Source organism: Yinghuangia soli (genome assembly GCF_021502675.1).
Lineage (GTDB): Bacteria > Actinomycetota > Actinomycetes > Streptomycetales > Streptomycetaceae > Yinghuangia > Yinghuangia soli.
Map to the genome: position 1 here is coordinate 1 of NZ_JAKFHA010000010.1, position 12,972 is coordinate 12,972.

Below are 12,972 nucleotides of genomic sequence, written 5' to 3' on the forward strand. Positions count from 1 at the left end.
CCCCGAGGCACCCCGCGACGAGGACGTCCCGCCCCCGGCGGACTACCCGCCTCCGCCCCCCGACTACGCCCCCGGGCCCCCCGAGTACGTGCCGGGGCCGGTGGACGCACCGGAGGACGAGGGAGGCTCGTACGACGATGCGGCGGCGTACGAGGACGAGGAGATCGAGGGCGGCGGCGTGTCGAGCCAGGAGCTCCTGGCCCGCGAGCTGGGCGCGACCGTGATCGAGGAAACGCCTCGGCACTGAGCGTGATCGGGCGTCCGCGGGCACCCTCGGCCACAACCGGTCGTATCCCGTGTCCCGGCGCGCCTCCGGCCACCGCGGGCCGCCGGGACCCCGTAGTCTCAAGCCGTAAGCGGCAGCCGCCATCCGGGCCGCCGCGGACGGCGACGAAGGGTGTCCCAGGTGTTTCCCGGTGGTGGTCAGCCCGACATGCAGCAGCTGCTGCAGCAGGCGCAGAAGATGCAGCAGGACCTGATGGCCGCGCAGGAGGAACTCGCGCGTACCCAGGTCAAGGGGACGGCGGGTGGCGGCCTCGTCACCGCGACCGTCAGCGGCGCCGGTGAGCTCCTCGCTCTGGAGATCTCGCCCAAGGCGGTGGATCCTGAGGACACGGAGACACTCGGCGACCTCGTCGTCGCCGCCGTCCGCGACGCCAACCGGGCCGCCGCGGAGCTCGCGTCCCGTGCCATGGGCCCGCTGGCCCAGGGCCTGGGCGGGGCAGGCGGCCTCGGCGGTCTGGGCCTGCCGGGCATGTAGCACCCGCAGCACGAGCAGCACCCGCAATACGAGCACCACCCGGGGCCCTCAAGCCCCGGACGCAGCGACCGAGCAACAAGAGGAGCCCGCAGGTGTACGAAGGCGCCGTACAGGACCTCATCGACGAACTGGGCCGGCTGCCCGGCGTCGGTCCGAAGAGTGCCCAGCGCATCGCCTTCCACCTGCTCTCCGCCGACCCCGCCGACGTGCGCCGCCTGGTGAACGCCCTGGTCGAGGTCAAGGACAAGGTCCGCTTCTGCACCGTCTGCGGCAACGTCGCCGAGGCCGACCAGTGCCGCATCTGCCTCGACCCGCGCCGCGACCCCGCGGTGATCTGCGTGGTCGAGGAGTCCAAGGACGTCGTCGCGGTCGAGAAGACCCGCGAGTTCCGCGGCCGCTACCACGTGCTGGGCGGCGCGATCAGTCCCATCGAAGGCGTCGGCCCGGACGACCTGCGGATCCGCGAGCTCATGACGCGCCTCGCGGACGGCACGGTCACCGAGCTGATCCTGGCCACCGATCCGAACCTGGAAGGAGAGGCGACCGCGACGTATTTGGCCCGGCTGTGCAAACCGATGGGTCTCACGGTGACCCGGCTGGCCAGCGGGCTGCCGGTGGGGGGCGACCTGGAGTACGCCGACGAGGTGACCCTCGGGCGTGCCTTTGAGGGGAGACGACTGCTCGATGTCTGACGACCTGACCGACTTCACCGCGGAAATCGCCGACCAGATCGAGAGCTTCGTGGTGGCCGTCACGGAGGTGGCCCGGGGCGAGGAGCCCGGGGCGGCCGTGTCGATGCTGCTGCTGGAGGTCTCGCAGCTGATGCTCGCGGGCGGCCGGCTCGGCGCGATCGCCGACGTGGTGCCCGAGGAGCGCTTCGAGCCCGATGCGGGCCCGGACCCGGACGTGGACGCGCTGCGCACCGCGCTGTCCGTCCTCCTGGAACCGATCGACGTCTATTACGAGGTCTTCGACCCGTACGTGCCGCGCCCCAAGCCGGTGGCGTTCCGGATCTCCGACGACATGGCGGACGTCGTCACCGACCTCATGCACGGCCTGGCCCACCACCGCGCGGGCCGCACCACCGAGGCCCTGTGGTGGTGGCAGTTCTCCTACCTCGCCAACTGGGGCGCCACCGCGAGCGCCGTGCTGCGCGCGCTGCAGTCCGTGGTCGCGCACACCCGGCTGGACGCGGTCTCCGCGGAGGGCCTGGAGTCCGCGGTCGACGCGGCGCTCGGCGACGAGCTGGTGGAGGAACTGGCCGAGCAGCTGGACGACGCCGTCGTCCTCGGCGGCCCGTCCGCCTCGTAAACGGCCGTCGCAAGCGTCCCGGTGAGCGGATGCGGTCGACCGGAGCTTTTCGCGGTTTCGGTCGTCCGTGCGCCACTTTTCGCGGCATTCGCGTCCCTCTGTTCAAAAAGTGATACGTACGTCTCACTATGTGAATAAGGGTTGGGCCGTACGCGTGCCTCGTTAGACTGTGCCGACCGCAGCCAACACGAATCGAGGAGCGCACGTGGGCCTTGTCGTGCAGAAGTACGGAGGCTCCTCCGTTGCCGATGCCGAGGGCATCAAGCGCGTCGCCAAGCGGATCGTCGACACCAAAAAGCTCGGCCACGAGGTGGTCGTAGTGGTGTCCGCGATGGGTGACACGACGGACGAGCTGATCGACCTCGCCCAGCAGGTGAGCCCGATCCCGGCCGGACGCGAGTTGGACATGCTGCTCACCTCCGGTGAGCGGATCTCGATGGCGCTCCTGGCGATGGCGATCAAAAACCTCGGGGTCGAGGCGCGGTCGTTCACCGGCAGCCAGGCCGGTGTCATCACCGACTCTGTGCACAACAAAGCGCGCATCATCGACGTGACGCCGGGCCGCATCCGGTCCGCACTCGACGAGGACGCGGTGGCCATCGTGGCCGGCTTCCAGGGCGTGTCGCAGGACACGAAGGACATCACCACCCTGGGCCGGGGCGGCTCCGACACCACCGCGGTGGCGCTGGCCGCCGCGCTGGACGCCGAGGTCTGCGAGATCTACACGGACGTGGACGGCGTCTTCACCGCCGACCCCCGCGTGGTCAAGAAGGCCCGCAAGATCGACCGCATCAGCTACCAGGAAATGCTGGAGCTGGCCGCGAGCGGTTCCAAGGTGCTGCACCTGCGGTGCGTCGAGTACGCGCGCCGCTACAACATGCCCGTCCACGTGCGCTCGTCCTTCTCCGGACTCGAGGGCACGTGGGTACGAAGCGAGTCCGAAGGGGACGACGTGGAGCAGGCGATCATCTCCGGTGTCGCCCACGACACCAGCGAGGCGAAGGTCACCGTGGTCGGGGTCCCGGACAAGCCGGGCGAGGCCGCGAAGATCTTCCGCACGGTGGCCGACGCCGAGATCAACATCGACATGGTCGTGCAGAACGTCTCGGCCGCCTCGACCGGGCGTACCGACATCTCCTTCACGCTGCCCATGACGGACGGCCACAAGGCCATCGAGTCGCTGACCAAGGCGCAGGACGAGATCGGCTTCGAGTCGCTGCGCTACGACGACCAGATCGGCAAGATCTCGCTGGTCGGCGCGGGCATGCGCTCGCACCCCGGGGTCACCGCCGAGTTCTTCGAGGCGCTGTCGAACGCGGGCGTCAACATCGAGCTGATCTCCACGTCCGAGATCCGCATCTCGGTGGTGTGCCGCGCCGACCAGGTGCCCACCGCCATCCAGGCCGTGCACACCGCATTCGGGCTCGACGCCGAGACCGAAGAGGCCGTCGTCTACGGAGGTACCGGCCGATGAGCACCCGCAAGCCCACCCTCGCCCTGGTCGGTGCGACCGGTGCCGTCGGCACCGTGATGCTCGAGCTGCTCTCCACCCGGCAGGACGTGTGGGGCGAGATCCGGCTGATCGCGTCGGCCCGCTCGGCCGGCAAGAAGCTCGTGGTCCGCGGCGAAGAGGTCGAGGTCGTCGCGCTCTCCGAGGAGTGCTTCGAGGGCGTCGACGTCGCGATGTTCGACGTGCCCGACGAGGTCTCCGCGCAGTGGGCGCCGATCGCCGCCGCCAAGGGCGCGGTCGCGGTCGACAACTCCGGCGCGTTCCGGATGGACCCCGAGGTGCCGCTCGTGGTGCCCGAGGTGAACCCGGCCGCGGCCCGCATCCGGCCGCGCGGCATCATCTCCAACCCGAACTGCACCACGCTGAGCATGGTCGTGGCGCTCGGCGCGCTGCACGCCGAGCTCGGCCTGCGCGAGCTCGTGGTGTCGTCGTACCAGGCTGCGTCCGGTGCGGGCCAGCCCGGCATCGACGCGCTGCGCGAGCAGATCGAGAAGGTCTCCGGTTCCACCACGCTGGGCACCCAGCCCGGCGACGTGCGGCGCGCGGTGGGCGACTTCGGCCCGTTCCCGGCGCCGCTCGCGCTCAACGTCGTGCCGTGGGCGGGCTCGCTCAAGGAGGACGGCTGGTCCTCCGAGGAGCTCAAGGTCCGCAACGAGTCGCGCAAGATCCTCGGCCTGCCGGACCTCAAGGTCTCCGCGACCTGCGTCCGCGTCCCGGTGGTCACCACGCACTCGCTGGCCGTGCACGCGGTGTTCGAGAACGACGTCACGGTCGCCCGGGCGCACGAGATCCTGGCCGAGGCGCCCGGTGTCGTGCTGTGCGACGACCCGGCGAACGGCGAGTTCCCGACCCCCGCCGACGTGGTCGGCACCGACCCGACCTGGGTCGGCCGGGTGCGCCAGGCGCTCGACTTCCCGAACACCCTCGAGATGTTCATGTGCGGGGACAACCTGCGCAAGGGCGCGGCGCTCAACACCGCGCAGATCGCCGAGCTGGTGGCGGCGGAGCTGGCCGCGCAGGCCGAGGAGGCCTGACCGGCCGCCGCCCGCGGGCGGCGCGCACGCTCATCGCGAAGGCCGCGGCCCGGCCCCCGATCCCGGGGGCCGGGCCGCGGCCTTTCCGCTTGTCTCGGCCTTCAAGAAGCCCCTTCCCGACGAGCTGTCAGCCAGTACCGTGTCCCCAGGCCGACTACCTGATTTATCCGGTGGCCGGCCGGCAAGGGCCCGCAAGTGCCCAAGAGTGCCCGGAAGTGGTCCGACCACTTCCCCTCTCCGATCCGGACAACCTTCCGGGGCGGATGGTCGTCTAACGTTCGTGGCGGAGTTGGTGGGGGTGGAACCACGGGTGAAGCGGGGCGTCCGCCCTGCGCACCCGCCTGTCGAGGTGCCGGTGACCGGATTTCCCGCGGAGCCTCGGGAGTCCGCGGACTCCTGGGAGCCGGTGGAGTCGCTGCTGCGGTACGGCACGCCCGGCGAGGCGGCGGGTTCCGCCGCGTCCGCGGCCGCCGCGGCGGACGATCCGGCCGACGCCGGGGTCTCCGTCGACCTGCTGACCGACACGTACCGCGCGCACTACGGCACACTGCTGAGGCTTGCCGCGCTGCTGCTCGACGACCCGCATTCGTGCGAGGACGTCGTGCAGGAGGCGTTCGTCCGGGTGCACGTCGCCCGGCACCGGCTCCGGGAACCCGACAAGACGCTGGCGTACCTGCGGCAGACTGTCGTGAACCTCTCGCGCTCCACGCTGCGCCGGCGGCTCATGGCGCTGCGCCTGATGCCCCGGCCCGTGCTGGACGAGCCGGCCGCCGAGGAAGGCGCGCACGGTGTGCTCGAACGCGATGCCCTGGTCCGGGTGTTGCGCGACCTGCCGAGGCGGCAGCGCGAGGTGATCGTGTTGCGCTACTACGCGGATCTGACGGAGGTTCAGGTGGCTGACCTGCTTGGACTGTCGGTCGGTTCGGTGAAGGCGTACGGTTCGCGAGGGCTGGAGGCCCTGCGGGCCCGGATGGAGACGTCGTGACCGCGATGAACGAGGGCTCGGGGGTGGGCGGCCGGCTGCCGCAGGACGGGCGTCCCGACGCCGGCGGGCCCGCGGCCCCGGCCGAACTGGAAGCCCTGCGCCGCAGGCTGCAGGATGCGGTGTCCGGTATCCAGCCGGCCCCGGACGCGCTGGAGCGGCTGCGCGCGGCGGTGCCCGCGCGGCGCCGCCGGCGCCGCGCGACGGTGCTGACCGTGGCCGCCACCGTGGTGGTGCTCGCGGTGGCGACGCCGATGGTGCGCACCGTGGTGATCACCGATCAGAACGCCGCGAAGAGCGGCGAGGCTAACGTCTTCCCGACCGACGGCTCGGACGTGCCGGGCGGGGAGGACGACGGCGACGACAACGAGGGCTCCGAGCGGGTCGGCGCGGGCGCCAACGGAAACGGCGCCGGATCGAACGGCGGCCGCCCGCCGGCCCGCTCCGGCTCGCCGTCCCCGGGTGCGTCGTCCAGCGCCCTGCCCGGCGGGCTGCCGAACGAGTCGCCGGCCCCCGGCCAGACCGCGCCGGTCATGCCGCCGGTGACCACGACCGCGACCGTCGGCCCCACCGCGGTGCCCACCCAGCTGCCGCCCGCCTGCACGATCAACGACATCGAGCAGGGCGCCGGCACCGGCCTGGCGGCCGCGGGCCCGGACGGCATGGCGTACGGCGTCGTGGAGGTCCGCAACATCTCGCGGCGAGACTGCAGCATCACCGGTTCGGGCAACGTGCTGGTCGCGGCCGCTCCCGGCAACCCGCCCATCCAGGTCTCCATCAAGATGCACGAGGCCGGCGACCCGGCCGTCCGGCTGCCCGCCGTGCTGCCCGCGGGCCAGCCGCTGGTGGTACCCGCCGGGGCCGCCTACGAGTTCCAGTTCGCCTGGCTTGCCACGCCCGGCCCGGGGGTCGGCGGCAGCTGCACGCCGGGCGACAACCCGCCCGGTCCGCCGCCGCCGGTGCCCGCGCTCGGCTACATGCTCGCGGACGGCGGTGTGAAGATCGCCGAAGTGCCGCTCACCGCGGCCTGCGGCGGTGTGGTGTACCGCACGGACGTCTACCTCACCGGCGCCTACCCGAGGGCGAGCTGACCGCACCGCCCCGGTTACCGTGGTGGGGTGCACCGCTTCCTCCTGCAGCCGCGTTGGGTGGCCTTCCACGTCCTCGTCCTGGTGGCCGTGCCGGTGTGCGCGGCGCTCGGCCTGTGGCAGTTCCAGCGGTACAACGACCACAGCAAGGCGACCGAGAAGGCCGCCGAGACCGCGGTGTCGGCGGACCCCGCGGTCCCGCTCGCGCAGCAGCTGCGCGGCGGCACCGAGGTGACCATGGACGACCGCGGCCGCAACGTCGCGGTGGCGGGCCGCTACGACACCACCCACCAACTGCTCGTACCGGGGCGCGAGGTGGACGGCCGCTCAGGCACGTATGTGCTGACGCCGTTCAAGCCGGCCGGCTCCGGAGACGCGTGGCTCCCGGTCGTGCGCGGCTGGTTCGAAGGCCCGGCCGACGCGGCCAAGGCGCCCGCGCCGCCGGCCGGCGACGTGCAGCTCACCGGCCGCCTGGAGCTCTCCGAGACGGAGCACGGCTCCGGCATCGACCGGGTCGCCGGGCTGCCTGCCGGGCAGGTGTCGATGGTGAACACGCCTGAGCTGGTCAACCTGATGCCGTACCGGCTCTACACCGGCTACCTCGCGCTCACCGCGCAGGACCCGGCGGACGCCGCATCCGGCGCCGCCGCACTCGCGCCGGTGCCGCCCGCGAAGGCGCAGTCGGGCGGCGGCATTTCCGGGCGGGCCTGGCAGAACCTCGGCTACACCGCGCAGTGGTTCGTGTTCGCGGGTGCCTCGGTCTTCCTGTGGTGGCGCGTCGTGCGGCGCGAGATCGAGGAGCGCCAGGAGGCCGAGGAGGCCGCCGTGCTGCGCGAGTTGGGCCTCGCGCCGGAGCCGGCCGCCGACCGGTGAGCCGGCGGCCGTCCGGGCCTCAGGCGTTCTTCGGCAGTCCCAGGTGCCGGGCCACGAAGTCCAGCTCCTTGCGGACCTGCCGGATGCGCTCCTCGACCACCGCGGAGCCGTGCCCGGCCTCGTAGCGGTACACCTCGTGCTCGGCCCCCAGCTCGCCGAGCCGGGCCACGTAGTTCTCGATCTGCCGGATCGGGCAGCGCGGGTCGTTGAGGCCGGCGCTGATGAAGACCGGCACCCGCACCTTGTCGACGTACGTGATCGGGGACGATGCCGCGTACCGCTCGGGGACCTCTTCGGGCGTGCCGCCGACCAGCGTGCGGTCCATCGCCTTGAGGGCCTCCATTTCGTCCTCGTACGCCGCGACGTAGTCGGCCACCGGCACCGCGGCCAGCCCCAGCGCCCAGTCCGCGGGCTGCACGCCCAGGCCCAGCAGCGTCAGGTAGCCGCCCCACGAACCGCCGGACAGCACCAGCCGCTCGGGGTCGGCCAGACCGGACTCCACGGCCCAGGTGCGGACCGCGGCGATGTCCTCCAGCTCGATGAGCCCGACGCGCTCGCGCAGCGCGTCCGTCCAGTCCTTGCCGTAGCCGGTCGAGCCGCGGTAATTGACCCGCACTACCGCGAAGCCGTGGTCGATCCACACCGCGACGCCCGGCGCGAAGTGGTCGCCGTCGTGCGCGGTCGGGCCGCCGTGGATCTCGAAGACCGTGGGGTACGGCCCGGACCCGGCGGCCGGCCGGGACACCAGTGCGTGCACGAGCCCGCCGGGGCCTTCGACCCAGGCGTCCTCGACCGGCACCGATCCGGGGGCGCGGTCGCCGGGCGGCACCAGGACCGTGCCGCCGCCGGTGGAGCGCAGCTCGCTGGGGCGCTCGCCGCTCGACCACAGGTACTCCACGGAGCCGTCCGGGCGGGCGGTCGCGCCGAGCACCGTGCCGGGCGGCGTCTCCAACTGCTCCAGGGCGCCGGACGCCAGGTCGTAGCGGTAGAGCTCGGAGCGGGCGTGGTGGTCGTGCTCGACGAGCAGCGCACTCGCGTCCGGGTACCAGTCCACGCCCACGTCGCCGGGCAGGCCGAGGGCGATGTCCTGCTCCTCGCCGGTCAGCGGGTTCCAGATCATCGGCTCCCAGCGGCCCCGGCGCTGGTGCGAGACCAGCACGCGCGGGTCGCCGTACACCGGGGCGAAGCCCGTGCAGGACAGTCCGGACGAGGGGGCCTCGCCCGGCTCGCCGTCGTGCAGCTCGGCGACCACCGAGCCGTCCAGGCGGACCGCGCGGAGCGAGGGGTGCATCGTGTCGCCGTGCTCGCTGTGCTCGATGACGACCAGGGTGTCGTCCTCGGACAGCGCCGAGACGCCCGCCGATTCGCGGTGCGCGTAGATCACCGCGGGCTCGGCGCCGGGCCGCACGACGTGCACGGTCGAGCCGTCCTCGTCGGTGGACCGGGCGACCACCGCGAGGCCGTCCGCGCCGATCGCCAGACCGGCCGGGTACGAGGGGGCCAGGCCGGGCGCGGCGGGCGCGTCCGGGCCGCCGCCGAAGGGCTGGCGCATCCACACGCCGAACTCGTCGCCGTCGGTGTCCGCGAACCACCAGATCCACTCGCCGGAGGGATCGATCGAGGCCATCGTGGTGCCGTTGGCCCGGTCGGTGACCTGCCGCTGGGCGCCGTCCGCCCGGTCCCAGGCGTAGATCTCGTACGTGCCCGACGCGTTCGACAGGAACACCGAACGGTCGGGCGCGTGTTCGGCCCAATCGGGCAGGCTCACCCGGGGGGCCCGGAATCGCCTCTCCCACGCGGGCGCGGCATCGTCGAGCGGGGCGGCAGAGGCAGGGGAGTCGGACGGACCTGCGGCAGTGGCCATTGGCGCGGAGTCGGACATGCGGACCATTCAACTACGCGGCCGCCTTGCCGCGCTGCGATCGGGCCGCCGCGGTGCACGCTCGCGAGCCGCGAGTTCTCGGCACCGCGCCGATACGCGGGTCGGACCTGGCGCCGAGCCGGTCGCCAAGTCAGGATGCCTGACGATATCCCGGTAGCACGGGGGGACGGGACGTCGGGGCCGGGCACCCGCAGTGCCCGGCCCCGGCGCGTGCGACAGCGGCGCCGGTCCCGGTCAGGCCCCGCCCGTCCCCGCGGCTGCCGCAGGCCGGAAGGCGTCCCGCACCCGCGACTCCGCGGCGGCCGATACCGCCGCCCCGGCCGCCCCCGGCTCGGCTGCCGCCGCGAGCTGGTCGAGGGCAAGCAGCACCGCTCCTGCAATCGGCGGGACGTCGGCGATGCGCAGCCGCGCGTGCGAGGTGTGCGCCGCGATGCGCGTCCGGATCCCGGTGAGCAACTGCTCCGGGCGGGCGGCCAGCACGCCGCCGCCCAGTGCGACGTCGACCGGCCGGTCCGCCTCCGGTCCCTCCGGCCCGGCCAGGTCCAGCCGGGTCAGCGCGGACACCGCCAGCGCCGCGATCTCCTCGGCCTGCCGGTCGACGATCCGCCGCGCCACCGCGTCGCCGCCCTCCGCGACCGCGAAGAGCAGCGGCACCGCCTCGTGCACGCGGTCCCCGGCGAGCACCTCCAAGTGCAGGTCCAGGGCGACGTCGGTGGCCGTCCCGCGGCCGAAGTGCGAAGCCACGGCGGCCGCGAGCGCGGTGTGCGGGCCGCGCCCGTCCTCGGCGCGCACCGACCACCACAGCACCTCCTCGGCCAGCCCGGCACCGCCGCCCCAGTCGCCGGTGATCCGGCCGAGGGCCGGGAAGCGCACGGTGCGCCCGTCCCGGTTCCGGCCCACGCAGTTGATGCCCGCACCGCAGACGATCGCCACCGCGTCGGCCGCGGCCGTGCACGAGCGCAGCACGGCGAAAGTGTCGTTGGCGACCGCCACCGACGCCGCCCAGCCGCGCGTCCCGATCTCCTCCTGCAGGCGGTGCTCCTCGACCGGCAGGTCGGCGTTGGCCGCGCACACCGCCGCATGCCGGACCGGCGCCGGCCGTCCCGCCACGCCGAGCGCCCGCACGACGAGCCGGTCCAACCGCGAGACGGCCTCGGCCAGGCCGTACCGGTGCGGCTGGAAACCCGGACCGCGGACGGTCGCCAGGACGGTGCCGGCCACGTCCGCGACCGCCACGTCCGTCTTGGAGTTGCCCGCATCGAGCGCCAGCACGACACCGCCGCCGGGGGAGCCCGGTGCGGACTCCGGTGCCTCCCGGGGACGTCGCCCGGCTTCCTCCGCGGTCACCGCGCCCACGCCAAGTGCCCTCTCCCGGCCGCGATGAGGCGGTCCGCCAAGCCGTCCGCGAGGTCGGCCTGGCCGATGGACGGATGGGCCAGCAGCGCGTCGTACACCCGGTCGCGGCCGCCGCGCAGCGCGGCGTCCAGGGCCAGTTCTTCATACGCCGCGACGTGCGCCACCAGTCCGGCGTACACCGGGGCGAGCGGGGCGAGCGGGACCGGCACCGGACCGTCCGCGGTCACGGTGCACGGCACTTCGACGACGGCGTCGTCCGGCAGGAACGGCAGGGCGCCGCGGTTCCGCACATCGGCGACCTGCGGGACGGCCGGCCCGCCGCGGCCGAGCAGGCCGGCGAGCAGCTCGACCGCCGCCTCCGAGTAGAACGCCCCGCCGCGCCGCGCGAGGATCTCCGGCTTGGCATCCAGCAGCGGATCGGCATAGGCGTCCATCAGCGCGGCCTCCACCGAGGCGACTTCGGCCGCCCGCGGAGTGCCCTTGCGCTGCTCCTCCACCACCGCGTCGTGGCCCCAGTAGTAGCGCAGGTAGTACGACGGGACCACGCCGTGCCGGCGCATCAGCTCGGCGGGCAGCCGGAGTTCGTCGGCCAGCAGGTCGGCGTGTGCGGCCAGGATCTCCGGCAGGACGTCGCGGCCCCCGACGTGCGCCGCGCGCACCCAGGTCAGATGGTTGAGGCCGACATGGTCGAGCACGACGTCCTGCGGGGAGACCTCCAGTGCGGCGGCGAAGCGCCGCTGCAGCCCGATGGCCACATTGCACAGGCCGACCGCCCGGTGCCCGGCGTCCAGCAGCGCGCGCGTGACGATGCCGACCGGGTTGGTGAAGTCGACCAGCCAGGCGCGCGGGGCCACCGCGCGTACCCGCTCGGCGATGTCGAGGACTACAGGCACGGTCCGCAGCGCCTTGGCGAGCCCGCCCGCGCCGACCGTCTCCTGCCCGACGCAGCCGCACTCCAGCGGCCACGTCTCGTCGCCCAGGCGCGCCGCCTGGCCGCCCACCCGGAGCTGGATCAGCACCGCGTCGGCATCCGCCGCACCGCGTTCCACCGAGTCGGTGACCGTGACGCGCGCCGGGTGCCCTTGCCGCGCCAGGATGCGCTGCACCACGCCGCCGACCAGCTCGGCGCGGGCCAGGGCCGGATCGATCAGCACGACTTCGGAGATCGCCAGGACGTCGCGCAACCGCGCGAATCCGTCCGCCAGTTCGGGCGTGTACGTGGACCCGCCCCCCACCACTGCGAGCTTCACCGGGCACTCACCCCTGCCGCCCCCGCGGCCTCTGCGTCCTCGGTCACCCCTTCACTCCCGTCAAGGTCACGCCCTCGATGAACACCTTCTGCGCGAAGAAGAACACGAGGATCACCGGGGCCATCACCAGCAGCGTGGCCGCCATCGTCAGATTCCAGTTGGTGTGGTGGGCGCCTTTGAAGGACTCCAGGCCGTACGAAAGCGTCCAGGCCCCGGGGTTCTCCGAGGTGTACACCTGCGGGCCGAAGTAGTCGTTCCAGCAGTAGAAGAACTGGAACAGCGCGACCGCGGCCAGCGCCGGCCGGATCATCGGCACCACGATGCGCAGCAGGATCCGCACCTCGCCGCAGCCGTCGACGCGCGCCGCGTCGAGGTAGTCGGGCGGCACGGTGAGCAGGAACTGCCGCAGCAGGAAGATGGAGAACGCGTCGCCGAACGCGAGCGGGATGATCAGCGGCCACAGCGACCCGGACAGCCCCATGGTCTCCGACCAGAAGATGTACATCGGGATCACGACGACCTGCGGCGGCAGCATCATCGCGGCGATCACCAGCAGCAGCGCCAGGCCGCGGAAGCGGAACCGGAAGCGGGCCAGCGCGTACGCCACCGGCAGGCTCGACACCAGGCACAGGACGGTGCCGAGCCCTGCGTACAGCAGGGTGTTGCGCCACCACGTGCCGAACCCGGGCGTACTGAAGACGTCCGCGTAATTGCTCCACCGCCACTCGTGCGGCCACAGGTCCGAGGTCAGCGTCTGCCGGTCGGTCATCACCGAGGTCAGGAACAGGAAGACGAACGGCAGGACGAAGAACAGCGCGGCCGCGACGGCGAGCGCATGGACGGCGATCCAGTGCAGTATGCGCTTCGTCCGCAAGCGCGTGGTCACACCACTCACCCCACTTCGGTGCGTACGGATCGGGTTCCGG

Annotated in this window: 12 protein-coding genes and 1 pseudogene; 9 read left to right on the forward strand and 4 right to left on the reverse strand. The window is 73.0% G+C overall.

Annotation, left to right across the window (positions count from 1 at the left end):
• From LZ495_RS18350 to LZ495_RS18390, 9 genes and pseudogenes are all read left to right on the forward strand, one after another.
• Nucleotides 1-247: pseudogene (locus tag LZ495_RS18350) on the forward strand (hypothetical protein); the annotation flags it as partial.
• Between the two features lie 159 nt (nucleotides 248-406).
• Nucleotides 407-760 (forward strand): YbaB/EbfC family nucleoid-associated protein, encoded by a 354-nt coding sequence (locus LZ495_RS18355; protein WP_235053618.1) that lies wholly within the window; start codon nucleotides 407-409, stop codon nucleotides 758-760.
• A 92-nt stretch (nucleotides 761-852) separates the two neighbouring features.
• A complete protein-coding gene (gene recR / locus LZ495_RS18360) occupies nucleotides 853-1,452 on the forward strand; it encodes a recombination mediator RecR (RefSeq protein WP_235053357.1) in 600 nt (199 codons plus the stop codon).
• Nucleotides 1,445-2,071 (forward strand): DUF5063 domain-containing protein, encoded by a 627-nt coding sequence (locus tag LZ495_RS18365; RefSeq protein ID WP_235053358.1) that lies wholly within the window; start codon nucleotides 1,445-1,447, stop codon nucleotides 2,069-2,071. The genes recR and LZ495_RS18365 overlap by 8 nt, the downstream gene beginning before the upstream one ends.
• A 205-nt stretch (nucleotides 2,072-2,276) precedes the next feature.
• A complete protein-coding gene (locus LZ495_RS18370) occupies nucleotides 2,277-3,545 on the forward strand; it encodes an aspartate kinase (protein WP_235053359.1) in 1,269 nt (422 codons plus the stop codon).
• Nucleotides 3,542-4,615, forward strand: coding sequence for an aspartate-semialdehyde dehydrogenase (locus LZ495_RS18375; RefSeq protein WP_235053360.1), 1,074 nt, complete (start codon nucleotides 3,542-3,544; stop codon nucleotides 4,613-4,615). The genes LZ495_RS18370 and LZ495_RS18375 overlap by 4 nt, the downstream gene beginning before the upstream one ends.
• 355 nt (nucleotides 4,616-4,970) lie before the next feature.
• Nucleotides 4,971-5,600, forward strand: coding sequence for a SigE family RNA polymerase sigma factor (locus tag LZ495_RS18380; RefSeq protein ID WP_372498592.1), 630 nt, complete (start codon nucleotides 4,971-4,973; stop codon nucleotides 5,598-5,600).
• Nucleotides 5,597-6,688, forward strand: a complete 1,092-nt coding sequence (locus LZ495_RS18385) for a hypothetical protein (protein ID WP_235053361.1) — start codon at nucleotides 5,597-5,599, stop codon at nucleotides 6,686-6,688. Before LZ495_RS18380 ends, LZ495_RS18385 begins: the two co-directional genes overlap by 4 nt.
• Nucleotides 6,689-6,715: 27 nt before the next feature.
• Entirely contained in the window at nucleotides 6,716-7,558 is an 843-nt protein-coding gene (locus tag LZ495_RS18390) for an SURF1 family protein (RefSeq protein ID WP_235053362.1), read from the forward strand.
• A gap of 19 nt (nucleotides 7,559-7,577) precedes the next feature.
• On the opposite strand, the gene LZ495_RS18395 is transcribed toward LZ495_RS18390, so the two are convergent.
• From LZ495_RS18395 to LZ495_RS18410, 4 genes are all read right to left on the reverse strand, one after another.
• A complete protein-coding gene (locus tag LZ495_RS18395; protein WP_235053621.1) occupies nucleotides 7,578-9,422 on the reverse strand; it encodes a S9 family peptidase in 1,845 nt (614 codons plus the stop codon).
• 252 nt (nucleotides 9,423-9,674) lie between these two features.
• Nucleotides 9,675-10,787: an N-acetylglucosamine kinase gene (locus tag LZ495_RS18400; protein ID WP_308268332.1), complete on the reverse strand. Its 1,113-nt coding sequence runs from the start codon at nucleotides 10,785-10,787 to the stop codon at nucleotides 9,675-9,677.
• Nucleotides 10,784-12,046: a family 4 glycosyl hydrolase gene (locus tag LZ495_RS18405; protein WP_235053363.1), complete on the reverse strand. Its 1,263-nt coding sequence runs from the start codon at nucleotides 12,044-12,046 to the stop codon at nucleotides 10,784-10,786. The genes LZ495_RS18400 and LZ495_RS18405 overlap by 4 nt, the downstream gene beginning before the upstream one ends.
• Before the next feature lie 43 nt (nucleotides 12,047-12,089).
• Nucleotides 12,090-12,941, reverse strand: a complete 852-nt coding sequence (locus LZ495_RS18410; protein ID WP_372498593.1) for a carbohydrate ABC transporter permease — start codon at nucleotides 12,939-12,941, stop codon at nucleotides 12,090-12,092.
• Nucleotides 12,942-12,972: the final 31 nt, after the last annotated feature.